General features: G+C 67.4%; 26 protein-coding genes and 1 pseudogene. 9 read left to right on the plus strand and 18 right to left on the minus strand.

Features of this window, described 5'->3' with window-relative positions; translation table 11 throughout:
- Positions 1–62: 62 nt before the first annotated feature.
- The 3 genes from OG876_RS10215 to OG876_RS10225 are packed head-to-tail and all read right to left on the minus strand — an operon-like array spanning position 63 to position 1923.
- A complete protein-coding gene (locus tag OG876_RS10215; protein WP_328524555.1) occupies positions 63–1205 on the minus strand; it encodes a tyrosine-type recombinase/integrase in 1143 nt (380 codons plus the stop codon).
- The gene (locus tag OG876_RS10220; RefSeq protein ID WP_328524556.1) at positions 1205–1441 is read right to left on the minus strand and encodes a helix-turn-helix domain-containing protein; all 237 of its coding nucleotides are present in this window, start codon (positions 1439–1441) and stop codon (positions 1205–1207) included. Before OG876_RS10220 ends, OG876_RS10215 begins: the two co-directional genes overlap by 1 nt.
- 38 nt (positions 1442–1479) lie before the next feature.
- A complete protein-coding gene (locus OG876_RS10225) occupies positions 1480–1923 on the minus strand; it encodes a DUF3631 domain-containing protein (RefSeq protein WP_328524557.1) in 444 nt (147 codons plus the stop codon).
- 519 nt (positions 1924–2442) lie between these two features.
- Between OG876_RS10225 and OG876_RS43995 the strand changes: the two are divergent.
- Positions 2443–2637 (plus strand): annotated as a pseudogene (locus OG876_RS43995) (DUF5677 domain-containing protein); the annotation flags it as partial.
- On the plus strand, positions 2558–3349 hold the full coding sequence (locus tag OG876_RS10230) for a DUF5677 domain-containing protein (protein ID WP_328526885.1): 792 nt from the start codon (positions 2558–2560) through the stop codon (positions 3347–3349). The pseudogene OG876_RS43995 and the gene OG876_RS10230, both read left to right, overlap by 80 nt.
- A gap of 470 nt (positions 3350–3819) precedes the next feature.
- On the opposite strand, the gene OG876_RS10235 is transcribed toward OG876_RS10230, so the two are convergent.
- From OG876_RS10235 to OG876_RS10245, 3 genes are all read right to left on the minus strand, one after another.
- Positions 3820–4248 (minus strand): DUF3592 domain-containing protein, encoded by a 429-nt coding sequence (locus OG876_RS10235; RefSeq protein WP_328524558.1) that lies wholly within the window; start codon positions 4246–4248, stop codon positions 3820–3822.
- A 340-nt stretch (positions 4249–4588) separates the two neighbouring features.
- Positions 4589–6793: a hypothetical protein gene (locus tag OG876_RS10240; protein ID WP_328524559.1), complete on the minus strand. Its 2205-nt coding sequence runs from the start codon at positions 6791–6793 to the stop codon at positions 4589–4591.
- Positions 6794–7281: 488 nt separating this feature from the next.
- Positions 7282–7866: a TetR/AcrR family transcriptional regulator gene (locus OG876_RS10245; RefSeq protein ID WP_328524560.1), complete on the minus strand. Its 585-nt coding sequence runs from the start codon at positions 7864–7866 to the stop codon at positions 7282–7284.
- A 182-nt stretch (positions 7867–8048) separates the two neighbouring features.
- Between OG876_RS10245 and OG876_RS10250 the strand changes: the two genes are divergently transcribed.
- Positions 8049–10745, plus strand: coding sequence for a hypothetical protein (locus OG876_RS10250; protein ID WP_328524561.1), 2697 nt, complete (start codon positions 8049–8051; stop codon positions 10743–10745).
- On the opposite strand, the gene OG876_RS10255 is transcribed toward OG876_RS10250, so the two are convergent.
- On the minus strand, positions 10722–11093 hold the full coding sequence (locus tag OG876_RS10255; protein WP_328524562.1) for a hypothetical protein: 372 nt from the start codon (positions 11091–11093) through the stop codon (positions 10722–10724). The two genes, OG876_RS10250 and OG876_RS10255, sit on opposite strands and share 24 nt — an antisense overlap.
- A 115-nt stretch (positions 11094–11208) precedes the next feature.
- On the opposite strand from OG876_RS10255, the gene OG876_RS10260 reads away from it, so the two are divergent.
- On the plus strand, positions 11209–13710 hold the full coding sequence (locus OG876_RS10260; RefSeq protein ID WP_328524563.1) for a polysaccharide lyase family 8 super-sandwich domain-containing protein: 2502 nt from the start codon (positions 11209–11211) through the stop codon (positions 13708–13710).
- Here OG876_RS10260 and OG876_RS10265 read toward each other — a convergent pair.
- Together OG876_RS10265 and OG876_RS10270 are read right to left on the minus strand one after the other, a co-directional pair.
- A complete protein-coding gene (locus OG876_RS10265; RefSeq protein ID WP_328524564.1) occupies positions 13688–14164 on the minus strand; it encodes a MarR family winged helix-turn-helix transcriptional regulator in 477 nt (158 codons plus the stop codon). The genes OG876_RS10260 and OG876_RS10265 overlap by 23 nt on opposite strands.
- Positions 14161–14760: a DJ-1/PfpI family protein gene (locus tag OG876_RS10270; protein WP_328524565.1), complete on the minus strand. Its 600-nt coding sequence runs from the start codon at positions 14758–14760 to the stop codon at positions 14161–14163. Before OG876_RS10270 ends, OG876_RS10265 begins: the two co-directional genes overlap by 4 nt.
- Positions 14761–14836: 76 nt before the next feature.
- Between OG876_RS10270 and OG876_RS10275 the strand changes: the two genes are divergently transcribed.
- The gene (locus tag OG876_RS10275; RefSeq protein ID WP_328524566.1) at positions 14837–17161 is read left to right on the plus strand and encodes a hypothetical protein; all 2325 of its coding nucleotides are present in this window, start codon (positions 14837–14839) and stop codon (positions 17159–17161) included.
- Positions 17162–17212: 51 nt separating this feature from the next.
- Positions 17213–17653 (plus strand): GNAT family N-acetyltransferase, encoded by a 441-nt coding sequence (locus OG876_RS10280; RefSeq protein WP_328524567.1) that lies wholly within the window; start codon positions 17213–17215, stop codon positions 17651–17653.
- Between the two features lie 3 nt (positions 17654–17656).
- On the opposite strand, the gene OG876_RS10285 is transcribed toward OG876_RS10280, so the two are convergent.
- From OG876_RS10285 to OG876_RS10320, 8 genes are all read right to left on the minus strand, one after another.
- Entirely contained in the window at positions 17657–18049 is a 393-nt protein-coding gene (locus OG876_RS10285; RefSeq protein WP_328524568.1) for a type II toxin-antitoxin system VapC family toxin, read from the minus strand.
- Complete coding sequence (locus OG876_RS10290) at positions 18049–18282, minus strand: hypothetical protein (RefSeq protein ID WP_328524569.1); 234 nt, start codon at positions 18280–18282, stop codon at positions 18049–18051. The genes OG876_RS10285 and OG876_RS10290 overlap by 1 nt, the downstream gene beginning before the upstream one ends.
- A 24-nt stretch (positions 18283–18306) precedes the next feature.
- A complete protein-coding gene (locus OG876_RS10295; RefSeq protein ID WP_442914116.1) occupies positions 18307–18897 on the minus strand; it encodes an AAA family ATPase in 591 nt (196 codons plus the stop codon).
- Positions 18894–19928 carry a DNA polymerase III subunit beta family protein gene (locus tag OG876_RS10300; RefSeq protein WP_328524571.1) on the minus strand — a complete coding sequence of 345 codons (1035 nt, stop codon included), beginning with the start codon at positions 19926–19928 and terminating at the stop codon, positions 18894–18896. The genes OG876_RS10295 and OG876_RS10300 overlap by 4 nt, the downstream gene beginning before the upstream one ends.
- A 34-nt stretch (positions 19929–19962) precedes the next feature.
- Positions 19963–20481, minus strand: a complete 519-nt coding sequence (locus tag OG876_RS10305; RefSeq protein ID WP_328524572.1) for an AAA family ATPase — start codon at positions 20479–20481, stop codon at positions 19963–19965.
- Positions 20482–20659: 178 nt separating this feature from the next.
- A complete protein-coding gene (locus tag OG876_RS10310; protein WP_328524573.1) occupies positions 20660–21811 on the minus strand; it encodes an anhydro-N-acetylmuramic acid kinase in 1152 nt (383 codons plus the stop codon).
- Position 21812: 1 nt separating this feature from the next.
- Positions 21813–22736 carry an MFS transporter gene (locus OG876_RS10315; RefSeq protein WP_328524574.1) on the minus strand — a complete coding sequence of 308 codons (924 nt, stop codon included), beginning with the start codon at positions 22734–22736 and terminating at the stop codon, positions 21813–21815.
- Positions 22673–22885 (minus strand): hypothetical protein, encoded by a 213-nt coding sequence (locus OG876_RS10320; protein WP_328524575.1) that lies wholly within the window; start codon positions 22883–22885, stop codon positions 22673–22675. Before OG876_RS10320 ends, OG876_RS10315 begins: the two co-directional genes overlap by 64 nt.
- Positions 22886–23036: 151 nt before the next feature.
- On the opposite strand from OG876_RS10320, the gene OG876_RS10325 reads away from it, so the two are divergent.
- The 3 genes from OG876_RS10325 to OG876_RS10335 all read left to right on the plus strand — a co-directional run bounded on the left by OG876_RS10325 (position 23037) and on the right by OG876_RS10335 (position 25419).
- Complete coding sequence (locus tag OG876_RS10325) at positions 23037–23543, plus strand: SigE family RNA polymerase sigma factor (protein ID WP_328524576.1); 507 nt, start codon at positions 23037–23039, stop codon at positions 23541–23543.
- Entirely contained in the window at positions 23540–24346 is an 807-nt protein-coding gene (locus tag OG876_RS10330; protein WP_328524577.1) for a hypothetical protein, read from the plus strand. Before OG876_RS10325 ends, OG876_RS10330 begins: the two co-directional genes overlap by 4 nt.
- A 173-nt stretch (positions 24347–24519) precedes the next feature.
- The gene (locus OG876_RS10335) at positions 24520–25419 is read left to right on the plus strand and encodes an endo-beta-N-acetylglucosaminidase H (protein WP_328524578.1); all 900 of its coding nucleotides are present in this window, start codon (positions 24520–24522) and stop codon (positions 25417–25419) included.
- 41 nt (positions 25420–25460) lie between these two features.
- Here the strand turns inward: OG876_RS10335 and OG876_RS10340 are convergent, their stop codons facing one another.
- Complete coding sequence (locus OG876_RS10340) at positions 25461–25697, minus strand: hypothetical protein (RefSeq protein WP_328524579.1); 237 nt, start codon at positions 25695–25697, stop codon at positions 25461–25463.
- Between the last annotated feature and the right edge of the window lie 74 nt (positions 25698–25771).

The raw sequence follows: 25771 nt of genomic DNA on the forward strand, positions 1-25771 counted from the left end.
AAAGGCAAGTTTCTGACCTGGGGTTTCGTCATCTCAGTGGCCGGTTGCCCCCGTCGTGCCCGTTACGTGCCCGATGCCACCGGGAGACCGTCGTCGGGGTCGTCCCGCAGACCTTCAGCGACGAGTTCTGACATCGCCTGGGCGACGCCCTTGTGTCGTCCGTCGTTGGTGTGGAGGTAGATGAGAGCTGCCCTGCTGCTGGCATGACCCATGCGCTCCATCAGTTCCCGCAGGGTCGCGCCGGACTCGGCCGCCCAGGTGTTGCCGGTGTGTCGCAGGTCGTGGAAGTGGACTCGTCCGGTAAGAGATGCTCCCTTGAGTCCCTTGCTCCAGTTCCGTTGGAACGTTGACCGACGCAACTGTGCACCCTTGGCTCCCGTGAAAACGAATGCTTCAGGCAGTCGTTTGACATAGATGTCGAAGTGCACGCGCAGATCCTGCATGACGATCTCCGGGAGATACACAGTCCGGCGGCCGGCAGCGGTTTTTGGTGGACTGATCTGCAGTTCACCGGTCGGCAGCTCGACGGCGGCCTGGCGAATCCTCAGCACCCCATCGACCAGGTCGACGTGTCGCCGCTGCAACGCTGCCAGCTCGCCCCACCGAAGGCTGCCCAATGCTGCGACCAGAATCAGGGCGCGGAACGTCGGGTGCATCGCGTCGGCCAGCTTGTAGACCTCGGCAACAGTCAGCACCGGTCGTTCCGGACTGCGCTCCACGGCGGCTCCCTTGATGTAGCACGGGTTGGTTTTGATGAGTCGGTCTTCGACTGCGGTCGACAGAATTGACCGCAGCAGCCGGTACGCCTTGGCCGCTGTAACCGGTCCAAGACCACCGTCCAGCAGTGATTGCCGCCAGCCCCGCAACATCGGCGCGGTGAGTTCACGGAGCGGCTTGGTGCCCAGCGTCGGGGCAATGTGATTCCGCAGCAGACCGCTGTAAAGGACGAGCGTCTTGGACCGGAGGCCGGGTCGCTCGCGGATCCACTTCTGCGCGAACTCGCCGAGCGGCTTCTCTCCGGCAGCCGGATCGATCCACTCGTCTTGAGCCAGCTCGGCTTCCTTCAGCGTCAGCCACCGAGCAGCCTCCGTCTTGCTCGCGAATGTGCTCGGAGCGGGCCGGTCGATCCCATCCGGGCCGGGATATCGAGCCTGGAACCGGCCGGACGGCAGCTTGCGGACACGTCCAAATCGTCTCCTGGCCATCAGGCGGCTTTCCTTTCGAGAGCTACACGGATCGGCTCGACGGTGTTCTGTTCGATCAGCTCGCGGATCGCGGATTCAGGGATGCGCACCATGCGGCCGATGCGCACGAACCGGATACGACGCTCGGAGATCAGACGGCGGGGGAAGCGCACTCCGCTTGTCTTGAAGGTGCCGAGCATGACGGCCGCCTCCTGGACGTCAAGCAGTCGGTCAGTGTCGATCGCGGGGGTGGTCAACGTCGTTCTCCCTTGGGTGGTGGAGCTCTCGGTTGTGGTCATGCGCAGTTGGGATGGGTGCGGGTTCCGTCGTCGTGGGACAGTGGCTGTCGGCAACGGATGCAGATGGGCTGTCCGGGACTGTGGGGGTGATCCGTCCCAATCGTCCCGTCCGTCCCTGCCCAGGTCAGGCCGGGGACGGATGGCTGGTCGGGACGCATCGAACCGTCCCGGTCGGGCGAATCGTCCCCGGCGTGACCTGCGATGCGACGCTTGGGACGGTTCGGTACGGGTTGTGACTCAGAGCGGTTCTGGAGCGGTTGAGGGCAGTACCGCGACCAGGCGTCGGAGAAGTCGTCGCGGCTGTACCCCTTGGACTGGGTGCCGTCGTACCAGCGGTGGTTTCTCGGAGTGATGTCGTACTCGCGCAGCATCGCGGCCAGCCGCCGCACGGTGAGCCCGGTTGCGGCCAGGTCTCCCCATGGTGCTTCGTCGTGCGGCATCGGACCAAGCGCGCGAGACTGACGGCTGGCACGGCTACGTCACCTACCTCGAACGGCGCCCGCTGAACCCCGGCCGATGGGCTGACGCCTCGGCCTTGAGGCGTCTGAGAGAGGACGAGCTTGAGGCATTTGTCCAACGGCCGGCTACCCATCGACCGGACGCGTAGGTCTTCCCCTCGGCTTCCGCGCACCGCCTGACCTACCTATCATCGTTGAATGCGGAAACGCCGTGGTAAGACAAAGGGCTTCGACGAGACCTATATCGAGGCGATCGCCGAGGGCATCAAGCGTTTTATAGCAGCGGGTATGGAACCCGAAGAGGCGCTCGCGCAGGCCGCAGAAGCGGCGGGAACGACGCTTAAAAATCTCGCCCCCACATACGCGGCTACGCTGATCCAGACGTCCCCACGAATGCTCCGCCAGCATCGCAGGATGCACCAAACCTTCGAGCGTCATATACGGAAGCATTGGGGCAAGCCGCTCGACTTGTACTACTCCGTTCTCGTTTGTGCGGAGGAGATGGGTCGAGAGTTCGATACTCGAAACTCTCCGGAGAGCGGAGAAATGGGGGACGACGTTTTCGAGGTTCTCACGGGCCTTCATGCTCGTGCGGTCCGGACGGCCGCAGAAGTACATGCAATGCTATCCGGCGGATTCCCACTCGGTGCATTGGCTAGGTGCAGAACGTTGCACGAACTCGCAGTCACCTCAATCATCATCGCGGACTTCGGTAGATTCGAATCACGCCGATCTTGCCAGGCGCTTCCTAGACCACCAGCACATCGGGCAGACTGCAGATGCAGAGATCTTCCAATCGAACGCAGGAAGGCTCGGCATGGATCCATTTACCGACGCTGAGATGAGCCAGTGGCGCTCAGAGCGAGAGAGGCTATTGCAGCAATACAGCACCGACTTCAAACGTGACTACGGATGGGCAATTCCACTGTTCGGAAGGTCGCCGAATTTTCGAGAGCTTGAGGAGCTTGCAAGCCTCAAGCACCTGCGTGGATATTATCGATGGGCGAGTCATGAGGTGCACTCTGGAAGCAGAGGTCTGGACCTGAATATCTTTGAGCGTGGAGATGGGGCGCACTACAGGTTGACCGGCCGCACAGACGAAGGTTTCGCCGAGCCGGGAACGATGGCACTGGTCTCACTGAATCAGACCTTGAACAGCTTGATTGGATCGGGATCAGACGGCGATTTCTCGCCTCGTGATCTTCTTGGTTGCATGGCCATTCAGGTGCTCTTGAACGAGTGCGATGATGCATTCGTCGCTGGAGATGCGGTTGTAACGGAAGCGCATGAACGCCATGCCATGCGGACCGGTGGACGATGTTCTAACCGCGTGATCCTCCTTGCTGACGGCTTCAGATCGCGCGCGGAGTCAATCGCAGGACGGATCTCGCGCGCAGCTCGGCGGTGACGCGGGCCGGACCAACGTCGCCCGACCTGGCGCGCCACAGTAGCCCGCTCAACGGGCGCAGGATCCGTCTCACTTTCCGTCTCATTCGTCATCGTCCGGGGGCGTTCAGGACCAACCGAGTCGCCCAGTCGCCAGACGGAACGAACGTCCTGACACGCCAGGCGAACGGACCCCCGAGGAACTGGAATGCGTGTTGGGTCCGGACCTCGGGCACCGTGCCCGCTCCATGCCCGATCGGACGGCACCCGGCGTGAACCACTGGTCAACAGCGGTCAATTCAGATCGGGCGACCAGTTCGCCGCCTCTCAGACTGAGCCAGCTACGGCTGACAATTCTGTTCCCAAGCCGACGTTGCCGAGTTGGGCTCTTAATACACCTATCGCCGCGCCCATCGCCAGCAAACGGGCACCCACCTCCGCGCGCGTCGCGAACGCTTCCCGCGCGGGCCGCATTGTGGTGATCGTTCACGGCTACAGCCGCATGACCAATAGGAACATGGCCGCGATGGCCGCTCCAACGATGATGACCCAGCCGATCACGCCAAAAAGACCATTCACCCTGTCGAACAGCTCGCTCTCGATGTGCGCCTCCTCGGGCCGTTCGGGATCGAACAGCACATCGACGTGCTCGCCGATATCGGGAACGAAGCTGCCGCCGAAGTCGGTGCGCGCCGTGACGAGGCGACCATCCGGCGCTTGGAACTGCACCAGTGGGTACGGGGTCGACTCACCATCCGCGTCGTCCTCGTACTCGTAGCGCACGACCACGGCGGATGCCTTTTGCCCGACTCGCCTCAGGCGTTCAACCTTTCGGCGCATCAGCCGTCCGTGGACGACGAACAGCGCGCCGAAACCCATCGCAGCTACGGCGACGAGAAAGAGAAACAGGCTGTCTGACACCCAAGGCCTCAATCGATACGATGCTGTCCTGTCGCCAGGAGGCATCACACCCACCATTATGCGCTCGTTGCGCCGCCGCGCGCGCGATCAGCGAGCGATTACGACGGGGCAGCCGGGGTCAGGTGGGTCACTCGGAGGGCACGATTCGATCAACCTCGGCGTTCACCGGCCAACTCGCCCAGGCCCGGTAGTTCTCTGACGATCACCAGCCGAGTTATCCGGACCCCCGGCGGTCTGGGGCGCTGCTTCGTCCCCAGGCCGCCACCTGTCGTGCCGCACCGCCTCTCCGCAAGCGCCACCACCTCGACACCGTGTCCCTGGGCGCACCGGCGAAGCAGGGCTACGAGTGTTCGGCGAGCGCGTGCGCCTGGCTGATGAGGGCCTTGGCCTGCGTGATGAATGCTTCCGCCTGCTGGTTGTTCAGTGCCTTCCCTTCGAAGGCCGCATCGTCGAGCGCGGTGCGGATCTGTCCGGCGAGCAAGTCGCGCGCAGACGTGAGTGACTCGATCTGATCCTCGATCGAGGCGTAGCTGGTGTCATCGACCGCACTTCCGCTCCTCAGCGCCCGTGTGGAGGCGACGAGCACGTCCGTCGAGAGCTCGCCGAAGGGCGCATTCAGCTGCTTGTAGATGGCGCCGAGTTGCAGCAGCTTGTCGCGGTGGGCCCGGAGCGCCCGAGGCACCGCCCAGGAGAAGAGCGGTTCGACGACCACGCGTCCGTCGTGGAGGTAGCTGTCGTCGAGTCCGAGCAGGCTGAGGATCGTCGGTCTCCAGTCCGTGTGATCGGTCCACGTCGAGTCGTCCTGCCCGAGGTTGCGAACGCCCGGACCGACGATGCCGAGCCATGTCTGAGCGATCTCGGGTTGGATACCTCCATGGTTCCAGGCGAACGTCGGTGGCGTCGTGGGCACCGTGATGCACGGCGAGTTGCAGTTCGGTGCGGCGGCGAACAGGAAGTAGTCGGGGTGGGCGAACATCGTGAACGTCGGTGTTCGTTGTGGGTCGGCGGTGATCATGTGCAGCGTCTTCATCGCCGCTGGGTCCGCGAGCGCCGCGGTGAGCTGGTCGGTCTGACCGGTGTAGGGGTTCACGGCCGTGAGCTTCCCTACGGCGCGCTCGAAGTCGCGGGTGACGAGCGCAGACGACGCCGGTTTGCCAGTGAGGTAGAAGGTCGGCGCCATGTCCGCGTGAACTGTGAATGGTGTCGTGATCCCTTGTTGCGTGGCGAGCAGCCCAGCGAGGTTGCCGTTGATCTCGCCCAAGAGGCTGTAGTTGCACGGTGTGGTCACGCCGTCGCATCCGGCTGGCGTCGGCGCCGCGCCGGCGAAGTGGTCGCCTTCCTCGACCGTGACGACGAACAACGTGTTGTCCTTCGTGAGCCCGTCGGCGGTCAGCCGGTCGAAGAACTTCTCGAACGCCTGGTCGTAGGCCCTCAGTTGGGCCACGTAGCCGGGCTCGCCTGGTCCGTAGGCGATGTGCTGCTCGCCGTGGAGCCCGTGACCGTCGTGGGCGTCCGAGATGTAGCCATAGGTGATAGGGATGCCCGCTTCCTGCATGGTCGCGATGTACGAAAGCGTCGTGCTGGCGAACAACCCGTCGAAGCCGGGAAAGCCAGGCTGGTTGAACGGATCCGTGATCGGCTGGCCGTCGAGGTCGTTCAAGGTGGCGCTGCCACCGGCGATCGCCGGGTTGACGTACTTCGCCCCGAACAACCCGCTGAACCCGTCGTAGCTGCCTGGCTCGTCTGGCAGCAGATCAGGCCTGGCGTGCGAGTTACCCGTACAGATGCCCCCGCCAGAGGCGCAATGTACGGCGATCCCGACGAAGTCGGTCTGGGCGAGCGCCCGTGCTGCAGTGCCTGCCGGCGCGGCGTTGGAGGCCACGGCCTCATTCCACTCGGCAGAACCCTGGCCGAACACCTTTGTCATGTCGCCGTTTGGGCCGGTGCCCGTGTTTTCCAACACGACGTTGGCGACGGCGGCAGCGCCGAAGTCGCAGCCAGCGCGCGTGTACGGGACCCACGGTGCGGGTGTTGTCTTGGGTGTGCCGCTGTCGCCGTTGACCATGTTCGGAGTCGGGTCCGCCGGCGGAATCCCTACGTCGTCGACCAGGTCGGTCCAGTACTTGAACGACGAAGAAGACGCGGTCGTCCCGTCCGCCCTGAAGTAACGATAGGAGTTGGAGACCGCCTGCCCGTGCCGATCGGGGTAGAGACCAGTGAGGGTGGACAGGATCCCCCCGCCCGTGTGCGAGATGAGCATCGTGTGGTCGTTCGTGAAGAATGTGCCCTCGCCCCGAAGGAAGTTCAGCAGGTGCGGCATCTGCTCGAGGTCGGACGGCACGTTCGGGTCGTCCCGTAGGAAGTGGGTGTTGTCGAACTGCAGGTAGATGACGTGCTTGATGTCGCCTTTTGCGGAGCTCAGTTGACAGCCAGCGGCTGCGGCGCCCTGCTTGGCCGAAGCGGCCCCCTCCGGAGCAACCGCCAGCACCCCGGCCGTGAGCGCCGACGCCGCCACCACGGCAAAGAACCCGCGTCGAGTAGTCATACCGATACCTCCTCCTCCTCGACCCGGATGGACCGGGCGAGATCCTCCACCATCGGGAAGGCCGATCAATTTGATGCTCGCACTCCGCCACCAACTCCACCACTGGTCACGACGTCCAGCGCCCCACGGGAGTGGGTGTCCCCGAACCGCCTCTCCGGTGACGGCACCGACGCCGATGGCTCCTGGCCGACTTCGTGCCCGTCGCATGCCCGTTCGGGAGGTCTCTGCGAGCAACCACCGGACACTCACGGTCAGAATGTCGACGGACGATGCCTTCAGCGCGCAGGCAGAGGATGTTCGACCGAACAAGTCTGTTCCCAAGCTGACAGTGCGGGTTCGATTCCCGTCACCCGCTCCAGATGTCAAAGCCCAGGCCTACGTTCGGGACCTGGGCTTTGTTGTGTGCTCGAGGCTGCATCAAACGGTTGACCTAGGTGCGGTCCAGACCGTTGCCATGGTCAACCGTGCGCAGCTCCGGGTCGCGATCGTCACTCCTGGGCGAGGTAGGGCCCGATTGTCAGGTCCAGTTGGTCGGTCAGGAAGTCGTGGAGCGAGCCCCAGTCGTTGACGGCCCAGACCTGGAGGGCGCCGGCTAGGCAGACGAGGGTGTGGCGGGCGAGAGCGGGTACGTCGATGTTGGGGCGCAGCTCACCGGCTTCGACGGCGGCTTGGTAGAAGCGGGCGCAGGTGTCCACGATGGCGGCGGAGTGCGCGAGCGCGTACTGCCGGAACTCGGGGTCGGCCACGTCGAGCTGCACGAACCCGTTGCCGAGCTCCTCACGGTGTTTGATGTGGGCAACGGCCGTCAGCGCGAAATCCCGCAGCGCGGCCAGTGGGGATGTGTTCCGTGCCTCCGCTTCCTCGGCCGCACGGAGCAGCATCGACGGCGATCGGGCGGCCGAGGCGAGCAGCAGGCCGCGCTTGGAGCCGAACCGTTGCAGCAGCGTCGGCGGCGCGAGACCGGCCCGGGCACCGACCGCCGCCAGGGTCAGTTTCCCCGGCCCCAGCTCGGCGAGGACCTCGCGGGTCGCGTCCAGGATCACTTCGTCACTCACGAGCCGCGGCCGGGCCATCCGGCCACCTCCGAGTTTGTGAATGGCCATTCGTTAATTGATGAAACAGTAACAGATTCTTGTGCGCTCAGTTATTCAGTGGCAACGGGTGATCGTCGGGCCACTGAGGGTCCCGGCGGGGGTCCCGTTGCCCGGTCCACCCGCCGCGGGCTGGGTTTTCGTCGTACAACGGGAGCCTTTTCATGCGTTTCGCCCGCACCGCCTTGGGCCTGCTGCTGAGCTTGGCCGGTCTCGTGGTCACCGTCGCCGGAGCCGTGGCGGCCTTCTGGCTGGTCGGCCCGGACAACACGATCTCCACGTCCGCCCGGGAGCTGACCAGCGAGGGCCTGGCCGTCATCACCGCGCCCGACTTGCTCGACCGGCACGGCCCGACCCTGCACGTGACCGCGACCGGCGGCAAGCCGCTGTTCGTCGGGGTCGGGCAGGACCTCGACGTCCGCGACTACCTGGCCGGCGCCGCGCACACGCGGGTGATCCGCTTCAACCCGCCGGCCACGTTCGACACCCAGGACATGCGCGGCCGCAGCACCAAGCTGACGCCTCCGGGCGACCTCGACTGGTGGGTCGCGAAGTCTGGGACAGGACAGTCGTCGGTCGCCTGGCCGATCCAGGACGGCCGGTACGACGTGGTCGTGATGAACGCGGACGGGAGCCCGGCGGTAGGCGCGCAGGTCCGCTTCGGCGTCGAGGTGCACCGAGCGTTCGGCATCAGCCTCATCACCCTGGGCGCCGGCATCGTGGTCCTCGCCCTAGGCCTGACCCTCACCCTCCGCCGCCGCCCCGCCGCTACGATCACCGACTTCCCGGTGGTCGCCCTCCGCGCAACCCGTCAGACTACCCCCACTCCCGCCGGATTTGCCGCGGCCACTGCCACTGGATCTGGCGCCGCCGCTAGGGCTGGCGCTGCCGCCAGGGCTGGAGCTGCCGCTGAGGCTCGCGCTGGCCAGACTGTGGCGATCGCCGAGCCTGCTGCCGCCTTCCAGCCCGCAACAGCACTCGAGTTTGCGCCGCTCTCCTCCACCTTGGCACCCACCTCCACCCCGGCATCCACTTTCAGCCCGGCCTCGTCCGCGGCGTCCACCTTCGCGCCGGTGCGCGTCACGTCGAGCCCGTTCGCGCCCGCGCCGCCGCCCCCGGCCGTGCCGGCCGCTCCGATGTTCATGTCGGCGGCCGCGGTCGCCAGGGCGAAGTCGCCCGGACTCCTGGTCGGGGTCGGCGCGACCACCTACGGCGAGCCGAGGTACACCGAACACTCCGACAAGCGCGGGTACGGCGAATCGCGCAACGACCGGTCGCCGTCCAACGAGCCGCCCTACGACGGACCGACGTACGCCGGACCCGCGCACGACCGACCGCCATACGAGCAGCCGGCGAACGAACAGGCGAAGGAGCAGTCGGCACACGACCGACCGGCACACGAGCGGCCGGCACACGACCGACCGGCACACGACCGAGCGACGAACGAGCTGCGAGCGAACGAGCGGCCGTCAAAGGAGCAGCCGGCGCGCGACGGCGCGACGAACGGGCAGCCAGCGCACGACCGACCGGCGAACGAGCGGCCAGCGCACGACCGACCGTCATACGACCAGACGGCCGACGAACAGCCGACGAAGGAGCAGCCGGCACACGCCCGCGCGACGAACGGGCAGCCAACGCACGACCGACCGGCGAACGAGCGGCCAGCGCACGACCGAGCGACGGAGGAGCGGCCAGCGCGCGAGCGGGCGTCGTATGACCAGGCGGCCTACGAGCAGCCGGCGAAGGGGCGGCCGGCGCACGGCCGGGCGGTGAATGGGCAGCCGGTGGGACCGCGGGCGGTGGAGCAGGGGGGCGTTGGGGTGGGGACTGTTTCGTTGGTGGAGTCGCCGGAGTTTGAGAAGAGTGATGAGGCGGTGCGGCGGACGGCGGCGCTGCTCGCCAGTGGTGCATTGTTGCTCACGACAACGAGTTGCGGCCTGCTGCCGGCCCAGAACAGCGACGCCGCGCCGGAGCGCCGCCCGGCCGTGACGCTCGCCGACGCGCAGGCCGTCGTCCAGCGCTACAACCAGATCAACAACCAGGCGAACCAGGCCCGCGACACCGACCTGTCCGAGACGATCGAGGCGGATCCGACCCTCGCCCAGACCCGGGCCGGCTTCCTGATCGGGCGGAAGCTCGACGCGCCCGGCAAGGACAAGGACAAGCCGTTCACGTACACCGACCCGCAGATCGGCGCCCCCGAGTTCGGGGCGTACCCGATGCGGTTCGTGGTCAGCTCCGGCGTCTCGAACGCCCCGGGAAGCCGCCAGCTCGGCGTCTGGCAGCGGCAGAGCGCGGGCGCACCGTGGCTGCTGACGAACTCGGTCTACCCGTCGAAGACGATGAAGCTGCCGCCGCTGGAGGGCCTGCGCACTCCGGCCAAGGCCGACCTGGACAAGCTGGCCAGCTTGCCGGCTGCGGCCGGCACGAGCCTCGCGGCGTACCTGACCGGCGGCGTGAAGGCGCCGCAGGCGAAGTTGTTCACGCCCTCCCCTGGGATGTCGAAGCTGCTCGAGCTGCGGGCCAAGTCCAAGGTCGCGGACACCGCCGAGACGTACATCGCCAGCGTCGCCGACACCTTCCAGCCGTCCGGCGACCCGCTCACCTTCATCACGTCGTCGGGCGAGGCGCTCGTGTTCCTCTCCCTCACCGAGCAGTACCTGCAGCGGGTCGAGCCGGGTTCGAACGCGTACTGGACCAGCGGCGAGGCGACCGCCTTCAGCAGCATGGTCAAGTACACGCAGACCCTGCACCAGGACTACCTCCACCAGCTCGCGCTCGTGATCCCCACCAAGGCGACCGGCGGCCCGATCCGCATCCTCTCGATGGACGGCCAGCTAGTCGGCGCCGGAGGCTCGTAACAACCACCGCCACCGCGGCTGCTCCGTCACGACACACGTAACCGCAAGCACGCTGACGAGGACTGCGACCACCATCGGCCACGCAAACCAAGTGGCGACAACCGCGGCGACCAGCTGGAGCAGCACCAGCAGAATGGTCACCACCCCGGGCACCGCGACGATCACGCGCGGCTTGTCCCCTGGGGTCTGGAAGATCGTCGGCAGACCTATCAGTACGACGACGGACGCGACAGCGAGCGGGATCGAGTACGGGGCGAGCGCCCACGGAGTGGCGACCCACGCGATCAGCTCACAAGCAAACCGGACGGCCGAGGCGAGCCGGCTGTCCGGCGCGGTCTGCGTACTCACGGCGGAACGATGTCACAGCACGAAGCTGAGAAGTCAGCGGCAAGCGGTTGCTGAAGGATAGTTTCGACTGGTTGACTCCGGGGGTGAGGTTTTTCCCATCCGCCCGGGAGTACCAGTGGACATCACCCGCCGCCGCCTGCTGTCGTTCGTACCCGCCACCGCCCTGCTGACCGCGGTCAACCCCGCGCCGGCCGCCCGAGCTGCCACCCTGAAAGCCATGGCCGATGCGAGCCAGTTGCTCGCCAACGCGATCGCGATCTACGCCGGTACGGCGGAATCGAACGCGCGCCCCGAAGTCGCCGCCAAGCTCGCGGCCCTCGACAGCACCGCACGGACCTGGCTCGCGGCCCTCGACCGCGCCGGCGCCGGCGAGCTCTTCGCCGGGCTCCCCCTCGGGACCAGCGATCCGAATCTCAGCGCGTCGTACCAGCATCTCTGCGAGATCGCGCTCGCGACCAAACGCCCCGGCCCGGCCTCGGACCTGCAGGGCAACGAACAGGTTCGGGCCCGCGTCGCGGAAAAGTTGGTCTGGCTGCACGAGAACTACTACGGCGACCAGTCGAAGGGGTACTACGGCAACTGGTTCACGTGGGAGATCGGCATCTCGACGTACGTGTCGAAGACGCTCGCCCTGCTCGATGCGCCGGCCGCGCTGATCGCGCAGTACGTGCCCTCGATGGACGCCTACCTGCGCAACGGCAAGGACGGCGACGTCGACCTCGACTCGCGCTTCCACACCGGCGCGAACCTCGTCGACATCACCGCGAACCGGGTCCTCCAGGGTGCGCTGATGGGGGACGACGCGCGCATCCGGAAGGCGCTGCAGGACCAGTTCACCGTGTTCGCGACCGTTGACCCGTACAACCTCCGGCACGGCGTCACCGACGGGTACTACGCGGACGGCTCGTTCATCCAGCATTCGTCGGTCGCGTACACCGGGTCGTACGGGAAGGCCCTGCTCAGCCGGGTCCTGCAGACCATCAAGGTGCTCGACGGCACCGAGTACGCGCAGAGCGACGACCTGGTCGGCGTGGTCCAGGGCTGGGTCGAGCACGGGTTCGCACCGCTGATCTTCGAGGGCTGGTTGATGGAGATCGTCAAGGGTCGCGCCGTGTCCCGGACGGCGACCGGGTACGACGACGTCGCGGTCGTGGTGGAGGCGATCGTCGACCTGGCCGACTACGCGACCGGCGCGGACGCGACCCGGCTGAAGTCGTTCGCGAAGTTCACCGCGCGGCCGACGATCAACCCGACGACCTTCGTCTCCCCGGTCAGCGTCGCGCGGTTCGCCGACATCAAGGCCGACCCGGCAATCGTCGCGGCCGACCTCAACCCGGCCGCGAGCAGTACGGCGTTCAACGCGATGGACCGCACTGTGCACCGGCGACCAGGGTTCGCGTTCGCTCTGGCCCGGAACTCGGAGCGGATCAGCAAGTACGAGTACATGAGCGGCGAGAACCTGATGCCGTGGTTCCAAGGCGACGGCGCGCACTACCTCTACCTGGCCGGCCAGGACCAGACCACGTCGTACGGCGTCGACTACTTCACGACTGTTTCGCCGTACGCGCTGGGCGGTGTTACCGCGCCGGTCGAGGCCCGCAAGACGATCCCGGAGCTGTACGGGACGCAGTACTACGACAACCCGCCGACTTTCACCGCCTCGTCGGAGTCGCAGAACACCTATGTGTACTTCCCGATCGGGACCAACGCCTACTCCGGCGGCGCGACGCTCGATGCGTACGGCACGGTCGGTTGGGTGCAGTCAGATGACTTCGCCTACGCGTCGCGCGACAGCCTGCCGGACGACTTCGTGGTCTACCGCAACGCGTCGGCGACCAAGTCGTGGTTCCTGCTCGACGACGAGATCGTCGTCCTCGTGGCCGGCGTAGGTGACCCGGATCGAGCAGTGACCACGACACTCGACACCCGGATCGCGGCGACCGGGGACGCTGTCGCGATCACCGGCGTACGGCGGGATGGCCGGACGTGGGCCGGGACGGGGACGGTCGATCCGCGGTGGCTGCGGTATGCGGGCGGCAGCGTGTCGCTCGGCTACTACTTCCTGCAGCCGAGCCAGGTTTCGGTGGACCTGCAGCAGGTGACGCGGAGCCGGCGCGTGGTGCGGATGTCGAACCCGGACACCGCGGTGACCAAGCAGGTCTTCGGTCTGACCGTCGCGCAGCCCGCCGGGGTCACGCGGTCGATGGCCTACGCATTGGTGCCTAACGCAACGGAATCCGGGCTGCGTTCGTATCAGCACGGGCGGATCGCGGTGCTGTCGAACACTCCACGCATGCAGGCGATCCAGCACCTCGGTCTACGGCTGACCGGCGCCAACACCTTCACGCCTGGCGCTCACAACCTGCCTGGACTGACGATCGACGGGCCTGCTTCCGTACTGCTCCGACGCCAGTCCAGCGCGGTCACCGTCGCCGTGTCCGACCCCACGACCGCCCGCGACACCATCACGGTCAACCTCTGGGCTCAGTATCTTCGGCCCGCGTCCCCGGCCCCCGGCGTACAGGTGGTGCGGACCGTGGCCGGGACGCGGCTCACCTTCACCACGCACCACACCAACGGTCGCAGTCTGGCGGTCAGGCTTCTTCCAGCTTGGTGATCAGGGCCTGCATGGTGGCGAGCGTCGTACGCAGGTCGTCGAGGTCGACGGACTTGCTCAGCTTGGCGGACCACGGATGCTGGGCGACGGAGATCTGCCGGATCGCCCAGTAGCCGGCCTCGGTACAGGCGAGCAGTTTGGCGCGGCGGTGCGCCGGGTTCGGGCGGTACTCGGCGAGGCCGCGGCCGACCAGGAGGTCGGCGATCCGCTGGACCGCCTGCCGGCTGACGCCCATGATCCGGCCGACGTCGGCGACGGAGCGCGGCTCGTCCAGGACGCCGCCGAGGACCTGCCACCATGCAGCCGTCAGTCCACCGTGCGCGGCCAGGTCCTGGGCTGCCTCCATCAGCCGCGCGTTCAGGCGGAAGGTGGCGATGATGACGTCGGTCAACAACGCACCACCTTCCGTCTGCTTGGCCGGCTTCGGCCAGTCGTCGCGAGGTGGAACCGTCATCCGACCAGGATCGGATAGTCGGCCGCGTCGGCCCGGTGGAACACGCCCTCGTACGCGTCCAGCTTCCGCTCGTCCGCGAGCCCGAGCCGCTGCAACGTCGCCCGCGCGAACTGCACCGGCGAATCCGGCCCGGCCGTGATCAGGTCGCCGTCGACGACGGCCCGCTCGTCCAGGTAGTTGTCACTGCCCTGATAGCCGGTGGCCTGCAGGTACTCCTTCGCCGCGCTGGTGTGCTTCCGGTCGTCCAGCAGACCGGCCCGCGCCAACCCGGACGTCGCACCACAGATCGCCGCCACCGGGATCCCGCTGTCGAGGAACCGCTGCGCCAACTTCGCGAACGCGTCCCCTTGCCCGGTGTCCCAAAGCCCGGATCCCGCGAGTACCAGCAGATCACCGTCGGCCGGCTCGACATCCGCCAGCGCCATGTCCGGCACGATCCGCAGCCCGCCCATCGTCACCACCGGCTCCGTTGACTCCCCCACCGTCACCACCTGCCACGGCACCCCGGTGAACCGCCCGGTCCGCAACTCGACCAGCAGATGCCCGATCTCCCAGTCCGCCCACGTGTCATACACCGCTGCATACGCTGTCCTCATAGACAACACCTTGTCATCTCGACAACATATTGTCAATAGTCGCTGCTGGGATGCCATACTCACGTCAGGGGGCATCATGACGACAGCCGCACTCGGTGGGTCTGTCGGGCGACTGCGGCAGTACTTCGGCGACCGCCTGATTCGCCCGCGGATCGCAGAGGCGCCGTACGACACCAGCATCCGGCTCGGCGCGGCCGCGCTGGTCTCGGCCGGCCTGGCCCTCGTCGCGGGCATCTACGAAATCGGGCCGACGGAACCGCAGGTGTGGTTCTACAGCACGCCGATCGCCGACGCGACGGTCCTGCTGATGCTTGCGTCGCTGGCCCTCGGCGCCTGGTCGGTGGCGACCGTCGCCTCGGTCGCGACGAACGCCCGCCCGTTGCTCGGAGCAACGGCATTGCTCACCTGTGGCGTGAGCTTCAGCGTCCTGGACGGTGCGACCCGGTTGGCGCGCAGCATCGCACTGGTCGCCAAGGATCTCCCCTCCTTCCGGGTCGAGTGGAGTTCCGTGCCGCGGTGGACGCTCGGCCTCATGGTCGTGTCCAGTCTCGTCCCGGCGGTGTGGCTCCTCTTGCCGACCAGGCGACTCGCCAGGTCACCGGTGACGACCGGCTTCATCATCAGTCTGCCGCTGTGGGTCACCATCGCCGTCTGGGCGTGGTCCAGCCACGTCACGAACGTCATCCCGTTCCATCTCGCCGACGGATTGCCGCCCGACGTCACCGCGTCCCTGCGGGCGCCTCGATCCGCGTCGGCGCTGAAGCTCTTCAGTGGGGTCGCGGCCGCCGGACTCGCCGGTTGGCTGGTCATCCTGATCCTGCTGTCCGGTTCGGAGTTCGCCCGGGCGCAGGTGTCGCTGGCCGGCCGTGTCGCCAGGTTGCGGGTCCTGCACCGCCGCGGCGTGGTGATCGCGGCCGCCGCACTCATTCTGGCCGTCCTGACACTCGGCTACCTCGGTGCCTTCGGCTCCACCTCGACAGGTATCTGGCGGGTCGGCTCGATCTGGCAGTGGGCGTACTGCGTCCTGGTGGCGGCAGTCGGTGTGGTGGCACTGCGATGGGAGTCTCGCAACCCGGTCGTTCCCGGCAGATTGCGCAGTACCGTGGCCGTCGCGATCGCCGCGCTTGGTCTGCCCTCGGTGTTGCTGGTGGCCGGATCCCTGCTTCAACTGGTCGTCGGTCCGATCGTCCGCGGAAACTGGGCATCGACGGCCTTGGACTGGGGTCTGTGGTTCCAGCGGTACGACGGTCTCGCCGCGATCGTGCTCGTCGCCTGGGTGACCAGTGTGTATCTGCGGTCCGATCGCCGGCTGACGACGGGGACGGCGTTCGGACTCGCCTTCGTCTTCTGGGCGCTGCCGAGCGCCGTGCAGGTTGCCGTCGGCAAGCACAGGATCTCCAGCGACCAGCTCCTTGCGTCTCCGCAGCGCCTCGTGGTGTGCGTGTGCATCGCCGTACTGGTCGCCGCGATCCGCGTCCGCGACATCGGCGCGGCCTCGCCGCTACTGGTGCAGACGCTGATCGGGTCGACGATCTCGGCCTTCGGTATCGACGCGTTGCTGTCCGGATCGCCGGCCACGGCCGCCGCCGTACTGCTGGTGATCCTGCCGGTGGCGTGGCGGTTCCTCGTCGACACCCGGGAGGAACGGGAGAAGCCGGCCTGGAAGTCGGTGCTGGCGATGGCGACGTGGGCGACCCTGCTCAGCCTGGCGGCTTTCACGATCGGGGCCGGCGCGGGGATCGGCCTGTTCGACAACGGCTCGAGGGTCGAGTGGAACCTGCTGATCGTTCCGTTGACGTTCGCGCTGTTATGCCAGACCGAGCCGGTTGAGCGCCCGATCGGTCCAGGGTGGAAGGGTGGGACCCCGGTCACCGTGGTGCCCGCCGGTGGTCCGATCAGATTCGCGGCCGGCGCGGTCGCGGCCGTGGTGATCGCGACCTCGGCGATCCTCAGCATCGCGAGGGTCCCGGACGCTGTCGCACGGCCGCCGGGTCATCAGGTGACGGTCAGCGTGCCGTCCGGCTGGACACCGGGCCAATGCGACCGCACCGACGCCGAGATCGCAAGCATCAACTCGTCCGACCACAAGACCGTTGTCATCGTCGCGAACGCACCCGAGCAGGCGCTGCGTACGGCGAGTACGGACGAGGCCTGCCAGGAGGCAGCCCTTCTTCAGCAGACGCTGGACGGCCATTGGTGCAAGACAGCCCCGTCAGCCCCGCTGGCCGACCTCCCTGACTTCTCCTGGTACTCCTGCACGCTGCAGGGCACCACCTTGCGCTACGCCTTCAACCACACCGCCGGAGACATCAAGGCTCTTCTCTTCGTGACGCTCCCCAACGCGTCCCCACCCGACGCCACCACCGCCGAGGCCACCCTCACCACCCTGACCTTCAACTGAGCGCAAAAAACCAGGTGTCTCTACATCGACCGGCCTGCCATCCTGCCAGTCATGCCCGTACGACGCTTGGCTCTGGACGACTGGGATGAGCTGTGGCCGCTGGTGCAGGGGTTCGGCACAGCGCTGTCCGAGGCGGTGACCCGCCCGCTCTACGAGGAGCTGGTGGATGATCCCCGCTGGGCCGCCTTCGGGTACGACGACGGTCGGCTGGTGGGCTATGCGGCAGTACAGGACTACGGACCGCACCTCCGCGCCGGCCGCGTCCATCACGCCCGCCTCCACGACCTCTACGTCGACCCGGCCAACCGCCGTACCGGCGTAGGTCGCGCCCTGATGGCCGCCGTCACCACCTGGGCCTCCACCCGAGTCCGCCACCTCGAATGGCAGGCGCACCACGAACGCTCCGCCCCCTTCTACGAAGCCCTGGGCCACCAAGGCGCCCCCTGCCCCCAACCCGACTACCCCACCTTCGAAATCGAGTTCCCGGCCTGACCTTCAGGCGGGTGCGTCGACAGTCAGCCCGGCGACGCGAGCAGCGTCGGCGAGTCGCTTGTCGTAAGTGATGAACGAGGTGAGCCGGGGCTCGACGCGCAGTGCCGTGGCCAGGTGAATCGCATCCAGGCTGCGCACCGTCGGCGGCCTCACGGACTGCGCAAGGATCCTCGTGCCGGCATCCAGGTCGATCAGATCGACGAGGTCGAGGACCAGGTGCAGTCGCGCCACGGCAGCGGGCGCATACCGCGCGAGCGCCCGAGACGACTCGATCTCGGCAAGGACAGAGCTGATCCACCCCACCTCGGCTCGTTCGTCGAGCCAGTCGCGCAGCGCCTGTGACTCGGATTCGGCGTGCACCAGCTTCGCGATGGCAGCCGAATCGAGGTAGATCATCAGCGCTCTCCCTCGCGATCGCGGGAGATCTCGGCGGCAACATCGACGCCGTCCGGTTCGCCGAGCGGCATCCTCAGCACTGCCCGGCGCATCGCCGCAGCGCGCTCCTTGCGCAGGGCGGCTTCCAGCACGGCTTGCCTGATCACCGCGGAGCGCGAACTGCCGTCGTGGGTCAGCACGTCCAGCGCGTGCTCGGTCTCCGCGTCGGTGCGAATCGTGATGGTGTCTGCCATGCAACCAATGTAAGACACAACGTCTTACGACACCAGGCTCCCGAGGTGATCGCGGATTTGTTCGGCGGCTGATTGGGCTGGGTGTTTGGTGGTGTCTATGACCAGGTCGGCTGCTGGGAGGAGCCAGGGGCGGGCGGATTGGTAGGCGGCCACGTGGTTGTGGCGCCACGGGCGGATGTCGTGGCCCTCGGGGTCGGCGTCGATGCGGGTGTGGAGGGTTTCGGCGTCGGCGTCCAGGACGACGTGGACGATGTCGTGACCGCGAGCGCGGAGCCCCTCCTCAAGCTCGCGCCAGTAGGACTCGACGAGGACCGTTTGTACGGCGATCAAGTGGTCGCCCGTGAGCCGGGCGATCTCGTCCATGACGACGGGGACGAGCATCCGCCATGGCGGAAGCTGCTGGAAGTCGGTGAACTCCTGGTCACTCAGGTTGGCCCTCAGCATGTAGCCGACATGCTCCGGATCAAACAGCCGTGTCCCCTCACTCAACCCGACCAACACCCCAGCCGTAGTCGTCTTGCCGGCCCCAAAAGTCCCATTGATCCAGATAACCGTCACGTCCCGGTACGACGCTCCACAACTCCCACTGGTTCGCCCCAGACCAGCCCGGTTCACGCATCCAGCCGGACGGGCATTACCAGGGTGGTGAAGGTGCCCTGGTCGGCTGAGCGTATGACGACTGGACGGTCCTGGGCGCAGATTTCCAGGAGCACGTCTGGTCCGACGCTCGCCTCCAGCGCGGCGCCCAGCAACTCCGCGGTGAACCCGATGCGCGCCGCCCCCGACCCGATCACCTCGAGCGTCTGATCACCGTCGACCGTCAGCTTGCCCGAACCGATGTCGAAGGCAACCACGTCACGGCCCTCCAGCGCCGCCCGCAACGCGGTCCGGTCCACAACCACCCGACAGACCGGCGCCGCAAGCCCATCCAGAATCCCTTGGTACGCCGGATAGTCCGCCGCCACCACGCTGATCTGCCGGACCTCGTCCCCGCGCACCAGCTCGGCACCCCCAGCGCCGACCTCCACCCGCACAGTCTCCCCAGCCGCCGCCCACCGCCCGAGCTCGGCCAACTCATCCGCCCGCACCAACATCCGCGCGCTCGGTCCTGTGAAGTCCATCGCCCGCACAGTCCGCACCGCCAGCCGGTACCTGTCAGTCGCCACGAATGTCACCTCGTCGGGCGCCAACTCGATCAACACACATCCAAGCGCAATCGCCAGCTCCGCCTCCACCCCGCTCGTGCCGGCGGCGGTTGCGGCGGGGGTTACCTGGCGGAGGGCGCTGGCGAATTCGGGACCGCCGAGCAGCACGGTTGTCTGTTCGGTGAGGAGCTGGGTCAGGAGGTGCTCGGCAGCCGCGCGGGCGGCGGCTGTCTTGGACTCGACCGTGCGGAGGTGGGCTCTGACGACGTCCGCGAGTACGGCGGGATCCGCGTCGAGGGCGACGCGGACGTCGGCCAGCGGGAGGTCGATTTCGCGGAGGTCGCGGAGGAGGCGGGCGCGGGGTTGCTGGGACAGGCTGTAGTAGCGGTAGCCGTTCGCGCGGTCCACGTCCGCGGGCGGCAACAGGCCGCAGTCGTCGTAGAACCGCAGCGCACTCGGCGCCAGCCCCACCAGCCGGGCGAACTCACTGATCGTCAACATGAGCCCGACCCTCACCCCTGAAGCAACTCGAAGGTCAACTCCGGAGCCGTCCCCAGAGGTTCAGCGGGCGGCCGAAGCGTTCGCCGCGGAGCCACTCGAGGATGCTCTTCGCGCACCGCTCCGGCGCGACGTCACCCCGCACCGACCGCGGCACGTGCTTGCGGAGCTCGGCCGCATCCTCCAGCGCCTCCTCGATCTGCGCCGCCGGCCAGCCTCGCCCGGCGAGCCGTTTCCGCCGGACCGCGTCGGGGCAGTCCAGATGCAGCCACCGCCCCTCGGGCAGCTCGGCGGGCAGCAGCGGCGACAGCAACAGCACGGGGATCCCGGACCGCCGGACCAGCTCGGTGATCCGCAACCACAGCGCGTTGTACGCCGGCCAGATCGGCACCGCGGTCGGACTCGCGATGTCGATCCCGAGCAACCGGCCGTGGTCGTCCAGTAACTCGTCCATGTCCATCACGACCAGGTTCCCCGGACTCAGCCGGAGCAACTCAGGCACCACTGTCGATTTCCCAGAACCGGGCGCACCGGTCACCACGAACAACCTCGTCACAGTCCTAGTGTCGCGCGAGTGGTGGAGCTTGAGCGATGGTGGCGTCCAGGTGCGTGCATCGGGGTGCTTGAGGAGCGTCCTCGATGCGGAGCATCGTGGATGCTGCTCAAGTGCCCCGAGGTGCGTGCATGGGCGTCAGCAGCGCCAAGCTCCACCACTCGCGCGACACTCAGTGCGGTCAGCCCACCACCAGCCGCACGGGAGGCCGCACGTCGGCCGGAACAACCGGCAGGCCGCGCAGCCCGGGAGTGACCGACCCGAGCACGCTCGAATGCCCCGCGCCCGTGCAGCTCGGCACCGTCCCGCCGAGCCCATGGGTCGTCAGGAAGCCCAGTACGGCGAACGCGTACGCCTCCTTGGCCGCCGACGGGAGCCCGAGCTCGTCGGTCGTCCGCACCGGGACGCCGACCTCCGACGCGAGCAGATGCATCAGCACCGGATTCCGGATCCCACCGCCGGACGCGATCACCTCGGTCCCGCCGTACCGTCGCACCGCGTCGCCAACGGTCCGGGCGGTCAGCGTCGTCACCGTGGCGACCAGATCGTCGGCCGGGATATCCGGCAGCCCCTCCAGTGCGCGCGCGAGATACGCGAGGTTGAACAGTTCCTTCCCCGTCGACTTCGGCGCCGGCCGGCCGTAGTACGGCTCCGCCAGCAACCGCCCGAGCAACTCCTCGTTCACCCGCCCGCGTGCGGCCATCACCCCGTCCGCGTCGAACGCACGACCGGTCAGCTCCGCCACCACCGCATCGATCAGCGCGTTCGCCGGACCGGTGTCGAAGGCAACAGGTTCACCATGCACCACGGTGATGTTCGCGATCCCGCCGAGATTCAGCGCGATCGGTACGCCGCTACGCCCGCGCAACCAGAGCACGTCGAGGATGCTGACAAGCGGTGCACCCTGGCCGCCCGCCGCCACATCACGCGACCGCAGATCCGACACCACCGAGATCCCGGTCGCCTCCGCGATCCAGGCCGGCTGCCCCAGCTGCAGCGTCCCGCGCACCGACCCTCCGTCGACCCAGTGGAACATCGTCTGCCCGTGCGACACGATCAGATCGGCGTGCCCGCCACACAACTGCTCGACCGCCTGCCGCGCGACGTCGGCGAACGCCTGCCCGATCCCGGTGTCCAGCCGGCACACCTGCTCCATCGTCGTACTTGCCGGAGGCAACGAACTGGCGACGGCGGCCCGCAGCTCGTCCGGATAGGGCTGGCTCAGCAGGCCGAGCGGCGTCAGCACCAACTGATCGCCGTCCAGCCGAAGATCCGCCGCGGCGGCATCGATGGCGTCGTACGACGTCCCGGACATCAGGCCGATGACTCGCATGTCAGTCCCGCAACTCCCGTCGGTAGTCGTCTCCACGCAACGTGAGCAGCGCTGCCACGCTCACCGCACACGTCACGGCCACATACCAGGCCGGGATGTCGACGTTCTTCGTCCGCTTGATCAACTCGGTGATGATGAGCCCGGCCGACCCCGAGAACACCGCGTTGGACAACGAGTACGCCAGCCCGAGGCCGGTGTAGCGCGCCCGGGTCGGGAACATCTCCGCCAGCATCGCAGGACCCGGACCGGCCATCAACCCGACGACCAGACCGGCGGCGAACACCGCGACGCCCTTGGCAACGTTCCCGGACTCCTCGTCCTGCAGGAGATTCATCAACGGGAACGCGAGTACGACGACGAGCGCGGCGCCGGTCACCATCACCGGCCGCCGCCCGATCCGGTCGCTCAGCCAGCCGGCCGGAATGATCGACGCCGCGAACCCAGTGTTCGCCAGGACGGTCGCGACCAGCGCCTGCTGGAAGGTCGCGTGCAATGTCGCCTGCAGGTACGACGGCATCACGACGAGGAACGTGTAGCCGGCCGCGGACCAGCCCATCAACCGACCGATGCCCAGGGCAATCGCCTTCGCGACCTCCCGTGGCTCCGCCGGTTGTGGCTCCTCCTGGGCGGCGCGGGTGAAGTTCGGCGTCTCGTCGAGCTTCAGTCGCAGCCACAACGCCACCAGGCCGAGCGGCAACGCGACCAGGAACGGCACCCGCCACCCCCAGTCCGACAGCGCCTCCTGGCTCAGCGACGTGGCCAGAATCGCCGCCAGCCCGGCCCCTGCGAGCAGTCCGAGGGCCACGGTGAACGACTGCCAAGCGCCGTACAGGCCGCGCTTCGTCTTCGGCGCGAACTCGGTCATGATCGACACCGCACCGCCGAACTCACCACCCGCCGAGAGCCCCTGCAGGGCCCGCACCACGTACTGCTGAAGAAGTTGGCCGCGATCACGGTCGCGAAGAACCCGTACGCCCCGAACTCGTACCACTCGACGAAGTTGCCGACCGTCCCGGCGACCAGCGACCGCCGGATCCGCGGGGTGTCGACGACGGGCGTGGTTGGTGCGCTCATCGGAAATCCTCTTCCACTCGGCGTCGGCAAATTCCTCCCACCCCACGACCCATCTTCGTCTATTTGTTCCCGTTCCCGCGACCCGGAATGCAACCTTCCCCGCGCCGCCGGTGTCATTCTCGGTAACGGCCACCTGATCAAGGAGGGGCGGATGGTCTCCCGGGGAGACGATTTCGACGAGTTCGTCCGCGGCAGCGCGACCCGGCTGCTGCGGACCGCCGTACTGCTCACCGGCGACCGGGCCGCGGCCGAGGACCTTGTCCAGGAGACGTACGAGCGGATCTACGTCCACTGGCCGCGGATCCGGACCGGCCTCCCCGAGGCCTACGCCCGCAAGACGCTGGCCAACCTGGCCGCCAACCGGTGGCGCACCAGGCGCCGGCGGCCGGCCGAGGTCGCCCTGGCCGACGACCACGATCGGCCCACACCGGACGGTTCCGAGAGCTACGCCGTACGGCATGAGTTGCTGGCGGCGCTGCAGACGCTGCCGCCGCGGCAGCGCGCCGTGATCGTGCTGCGGTACTACGAGGATCTGACCGAGATCCAGACCGCCGAGGCGCTCGGGTGCGCGGTCGGCACCGTGAAGAGCCAGACCTCGCGCGCCCTCGACCGGCTCCGCCTGATCACCGAACCCGCGATCCTGGAGGAACTGCGATGACCGAGACCGAGCTCAAGCGGCGACTGAGTGCCGGCGTCGACGACATCGAAGCCCCACCGGACCTCCTCGACCGCGCCCGCGTCGGTGGTGACCGCCGGCTGCGCCGGCGCCGGCTCACCGCACTCGCCGCCGGCGTACTGGCCGTGACCGCACTCGCCGGCGCGGCGATCGGCGTACCGGCGTTCCGCGACCGTGCCGATCAGGCTCCGGTGGCGACGTCGACGCCGTGGATGGATCCGGTGACGCCGGCTCCGGACGATCCCTACGCGTTCCTGATGAAGGACGAGACCCGCGGCGACCTCGCCGGCACTCACTTCATCGACGAGGTGCAGGCGGCCTGGCGCCGCGCGAAGGTCGAACAGCACGGCAAGTTCGGCGGCATCAGGGGGAACTTCTGGGATTCCTTGCGCGGGAGCGCGAGGATCTACTGGGCCGGGAACACTCCGGCCGGCCGCGTCGCTATCGTGCTGCAGCATTATCAGGCACCGACCCCCGACCCGAAGGTCAAATACGCGCTGCACGGGATCTACACCGCCATCTCCCTGGTATCCGAGCGCGGCGAGAGCCGGCCGGAGGTGGGAACGACCCTGTTCCCGAACCCTGACCGCTATCCCGTCTTCGTCGTCACCAAGGGAACGACGAGCGTGCTCGTGGCCCTGGACATGGGCAAGCCGGCCGGCTGGAGCACGATAGGCGGCAGGCCCACCACCCCGCTCCACTACAAGGATGGCGTGGCCGTCGTGGCGCTGCCGCTGAACGTCACGCCCGAGGAAGTGGTGGCCTTCCCGCTGGGGTCCCGGTAGCTCTCCGCGGCGAGCCCTTGACACTGGGTTCGGGACCGATCGATGATCGGTGTCGCTATACCGGTTTATCTCCTCTCACCGCCTGGACCCCCGGCCGGGCGGTGGTGGGTACTTAACCGCTATAGCGCACCGCCCATCTTTGACGAGGAGTCGATCGTATGAGTCCACAACCCATGCGCAGAAGGACCCTGTTGTTAGCTCTGGCCGCCGGTGCCGCCGCGGCCACCACCGGTGTCGCGCTGCCCGCCCAGGCGCAGGGGAAGCACTGCCGCGCGGCGAAGACCGGCCCGGTCACGGTCGCCTATATCGAGGTCAACGACCACAGCATGCTGAGCGCCGGCAAGTACACGCTGGCGAAAGGCGGCGCCCAGGTGATCGACGTCGCGGTGATCTTCGCGGCGAACATCAACTACGACGGCTCGAACGCGTACCTGTCCTTCAACCAGCAGGTGCAGAGCGTGCTCGACAACGTCGCGACCCAGGTCCGGCCCCTGCAGCAGAAGGGCATCAAGGTCCTGCTGTCGATCCTCGGCAACCATCAGGGCGCCGGCTTCGCGAACTTCCCGTCCCAGGCAGCTGCCGACGCCTTCGCCCAGCAGCTCGCCGACGCGGTCAACCAGTACGGCCTGGACGGTATCGACTTCGACGACGAGTACGCCGAGTACGGCAACAACGGCACCGGCCAGCCGAACGACTTCTCGTTCGTCTACCTGGTCCAGGCGCTCCGCGCCAAGCTCCCGAACAAGCTGATCACGCTCTACGACATCGGCCCCGCCGCGGACCGCCTCACCTACAACGGCCAGAGCATCGCCAACACGTTCGACTACGCCTGGAATCCGTACTACGGCACCTGGGGCGTCCCAAGCGGACCGACTTCCAAGTCCCGCCTCTCGCCGGCCGCCGTGTCCTACACCGCGACGAGCTCGGCCACCGCGGCCACTCTCGCCCAACGGACGGTCAGCGAGGGGTACGGCGTCTTCCTCACCTACAACCTGACCGAGTCGGACACCTCGTCGTACATGACCGCCTTCACCCAGAAGCTCTACGGCAGCGCGACGGTCTACACGCCTTAGTGCAACGGGATGGCCGGCCGCAAGAGCCGGCCATCCTTCGCTCAGCGACTCTGACCGCTGTTGCCGCCCTTGCCACGACTGCGCCTGTCGGCCAGTACCTCTGGCGAGTCTGCCCGGCCGGCATTCCTGGTGATGTTGTCTGCCGCCGCTTTCTTGCCTTGCTCATCGAGCTTGCCGACTACCTTGCCGAAGAGCCTGGACTTCTCCTCGACCACTTCGCCGGCCATATCGTCCTTCGCCTTGTTGCTCCCAGTTCCAAATCCCCAGGCCATCGCCATCTCCAGTACGACTCGTGAGGCCGTGCGCGACCTCCTGCTCATTCCGCAGCATCCTAGGTCGGGACAAGGTCTTC

Source organism: Kribbella sp. NBC_00359, assembly GCF_036097425.1.
Classification (GTDB): domain Bacteria; phylum Actinomycetota; class Actinomycetes; order Propionibacteriales; family Kribbellaceae; genus Kribbella.

Excerpts from the sequence above, each read along its gene's own strand:
- OG876_RS10215 (WP_328524555.1), bottom strand. The coding sequence starts at position 1,205 with ATGGCCAGGAGACGATTTGGACGTGTCCGCAAGCTGCCGTCCGGCCGG.
- OG876_RS10225 (WP_328524557.1), bottom strand. The coding sequence starts at position 1,923 with ATGCCGCACGACGAAGCACCATGGGGAGACCTGGCCGCAACCGGGCTC.
- OG876_RS10230 (WP_328526885.1), top strand. The coding sequence starts at position 2,558 with ATGCAATGCTATCCGGCGGATTCCCACTCGGTGCATTGGCTAGGTGCA.
- OG876_RS10240 (WP_328524559.1), bottom strand. The coding sequence starts at position 6,793 with ATGACTACTCGACGCGGGTTCTTTGCCGTGGTGGCGGCGTCGGCGCTC.
- OG876_RS10245 (WP_328524560.1), bottom strand. The coding sequence starts at position 7,866 with ATGGCCCGGCCGCGGCTCGTGAGTGACGAAGTGATCCTGGACGCGACC.
- OG876_RS10250 (WP_328524561.1), top strand. The coding sequence starts at position 8,049 with ATGCGTTTCGCCCGCACCGCCTTGGGCCTGCTGCTGAGCTTGGCCGGT.
- OG876_RS10265 (WP_328524564.1), bottom strand. The coding sequence starts at position 14,164 with ATGACGGTTCCACCTCGCGACGACTGGCCGAAGCCGGCCAAGCAGACG.
- OG876_RS10270 (WP_328524565.1), bottom strand. The coding sequence starts at position 14,760 with ATGAGGACAGCGTATGCAGCGGTGTATGACACGTGGGCGGACTGGGAG.
- OG876_RS10275 (WP_328524566.1), top strand. The coding sequence starts at position 14,837 with ATGACGACAGCCGCACTCGGTGGGTCTGTCGGGCGACTGCGGCAGTAC.
- OG876_RS10280 (WP_328524567.1), top strand. The coding sequence starts at position 17,213 with ATGCCCGTACGACGCTTGGCTCTGGACGACTGGGATGAGCTGTGGCCG.
- OG876_RS10285 (WP_328524568.1), bottom strand. The coding sequence starts at position 18,049 with ATGATCTACCTCGATTCGGCTGCCATCGCGAAGCTGGTGCACGCCGAA.
- OG876_RS10290 (WP_328524569.1), bottom strand. The coding sequence starts at position 18,282 with ATGGCAGACACCATCACGATTCGCACCGACGCGGAGACCGAGCACGCG.
- OG876_RS10300 (WP_328524571.1), bottom strand. The coding sequence starts at position 19,928 with ATGTTGACGATCAGTGAGTTCGCCCGGCTGGTGGGGCTGGCGCCGAGT.
- OG876_RS10310 (WP_328524573.1), bottom strand. The coding sequence starts at position 21,811 with ATGCGAGTCATCGGCCTGATGTCCGGGACGTCGTACGACGCCATCGAT.
- OG876_RS10320 (WP_328524575.1), bottom strand. The coding sequence starts at position 22,885 with ATGAGCGCACCAACCACGCCCGTCGTCGACACCCCGCGGATCCGGCGG.
- OG876_RS10325 (WP_328524576.1), top strand. The coding sequence starts at position 23,037 with ATGGTCTCCCGGGGAGACGATTTCGACGAGTTCGTCCGCGGCAGCGCG.
- OG876_RS10330 (WP_328524577.1), top strand. The coding sequence starts at position 23,540 with ATGACCGAGACCGAGCTCAAGCGGCGACTGAGTGCCGGCGTCGACGAC.
- OG876_RS10335 (WP_328524578.1), top strand. The coding sequence starts at position 24,520 with ATGCGCAGAAGGACCCTGTTGTTAGCTCTGGCCGCCGGTGCCGCCGCG.
- OG876_RS10340 (WP_328524579.1), bottom strand. The coding sequence starts at position 25,697 with ATGGCGATGGCCTGGGGATTTGGAACTGGGAGCAACAAGGCGAAGGAC.